Below are 2,093 nucleotides of genomic sequence, written 5' to 3' on the forward strand. Positions count from 1 at the left end.
GGAGATGCGAATCAAACGGCGAAAAGATATGATCAACAAATAGGATTAACTTCAGACGAGTCGGCATGAAGTAAAATTTAAACTTGGTTGTCTGCTTTGAGAATTGACGCTATGAAGTTCCTATTAACAACATTGACAATTTTCCATGGGGATTTGATGTGATTCCTAGTGATAGTTTAAAAGCTGGGCAAACGGGTGTTATTTCTTAGGATCACGGTGAAGGAAAGTATTGCAGTATTAAAGTTAAATAGATGAATATAGAATGAGCTTGGACATGCGCTTTAAGGCATAATGACCAAGCTCATTTTTTCATATATAATAGAAATCATCCAGCTTACCGATAATCTTTTTATATATTACATAGAACCAGTCAATCTGATAGTGCATAATTTTTTGTGATACAAAAAAATTCTAGATAGAAATTTTTTTCAATTACAAGAAAAATAAAATGTTAGAAAAAGGAAGTATTGAGATGGACAAAAATGGTAATCACACTTTCAGTGTGTCATTTTCAAATATATATACGTATTCAATTTATGTAAAAAAACATGTGATTGAAGAAATTGATACGAAAATGATCACTGTGATTGAAAATGAGCAATATGCTCTATATTTTGAAATGATAAAAAATGATAATAAACTTGTACAGGATATGAAAAAACTCGCGTTAAAGAATTTGTCACATTCAAAAAGATTTAATGAGTTAGCGGCTGGAATTGATTTTTCTGGCAAAGCAACAAAAAAAATGGAATTGAGACCAGAGATTTTTTAGCGATTTGGATAATGCTATCAAGCTCCCATTTATTTCGAGGTGATAGAAATGATGTTGCTCAATTGATGAACCGGTATGCTCCATTAAATGAAGAGAACAAAGAAAATAACTATCAAACTTTCAATTTGCATCAACTTAGCGAAATGGGCAAAGTGGCTCCTAAAGAATTGTCAGAGCAAGAAAAGGAAAAAATTGAAAAAATAAATATTTACTTACACTCTATTGTCGATGAGTTTGTTGCAAAGTCAGGTGCTCTTTTAGAAGCATTTAAAGGAACGAAATTTTTTTTGTGTTCAAAAGAAGGAAAAGATAACAGTCCGCTAAGCTATATTGAGAGGCTTGAAAAAAAAGTTACTAGTTTGTCAAGTATTGATGAGTTTGAACAGACCAGTAAAGCAAATACGGACAAGCCTAGTTCTTTTCATGATATGCTAACTTCTAAAATAAAATCCGGTTGGTTTTCAACGGAAGAAGTAGTTAATAATCTTAGAGTCATTTTCACCGAAATATTCCTTTTACCCAGTGAAATTGATTACGGGAACCTAGTGCTTAGTGTTGAGACTGATATCAATAATCTATTAAACACAGTCAAATCAGAGCTTTCTATTAGCGAATACAATAACCTTGAATATACGGAACAGAATAGAGCATATGAAGAAATGCGCCAATTACAACTGACATTGAAAAAAATAAAAAAAGAAAAATGGTCGTATTTTTTCAAAAAATGAAATAATCCATAGATAGGCTCTTAATGAATTAAATGTTGGCGTTAAAATGTGCTTATCTCGTTGTTAGAATGAATCCTGTAAGATATGTATAAATATTTATGGAAGGATGAAACTGTTCGTATCACGTATTAGCTGGTGCACATTCAGATCGAATCAATTACAAGAAAGAAACAACCAGATACACAATTATGGTGAGGTTTTTCAATTGAAGTGTGGAAATTATCTAGTTGAGCAGGCTTAGCAATTAAAATATCTTCTCAGCTTGGGAGGAGTAAGTTCAGAAAAAGTAAACAGGTAAGCATAACTGAACGTGCCTAATATTATGGAAGATAAGTGGTACATTTTTTCAATTAGGTCAGATAATTCGTCGTGATCATTAATTGATTAAGCAGATAACTTAGCTTCGAATGTGTTTGCCTGTCAATTTTTTGGGTATCAAAAATAAGGTAGTTTGGAGAGTGCGTTCTCATTGGAGAATGCGCTTTTTCTTTGTGCACTAAAATGGTGACTATCTGGATGTCGGATATATGTTGGTCAACCTCTAGCAAAGCAAAAGTCCTCATTCAAGAGCTACCGCCAAGAGCTACCGCCAA

Annotated in this window: 2 protein-coding genes; both read left to right on the top strand. The window is 32.7% G+C overall.

Going from position 1 to position 2,093, the window contains the following annotated elements:
- The first annotated feature begins 472 nt into the window (after positions 1-472).
- Positions 473-772 carry a hypothetical protein gene (locus RV13_RS20245; RefSeq protein ID WP_060789652.1) on the top strand — a complete coding sequence of 100 codons (300 nt, stop codon included), beginning with the start codon at positions 473-475 and terminating at the stop codon, positions 770-772.
- Between the two features lie 65 nt (positions 773-837).
- Complete coding sequence (locus tag RV13_RS20250) at positions 838-1,500, top strand: hypothetical protein (RefSeq protein WP_071876004.1); 663 nt, start codon at positions 838-840, stop codon at positions 1,498-1,500.
- Positions 1,501-2,093: the final 593 nt, after the last annotated feature.

It is taken from the genome of Enterococcus raffinosus, assembly GCF_001886185.1.
Lineage (GTDB): Bacteria > Bacillota > Bacilli > Lactobacillales > Enterococcaceae > Enterococcus_A > Enterococcus_A raffinosus.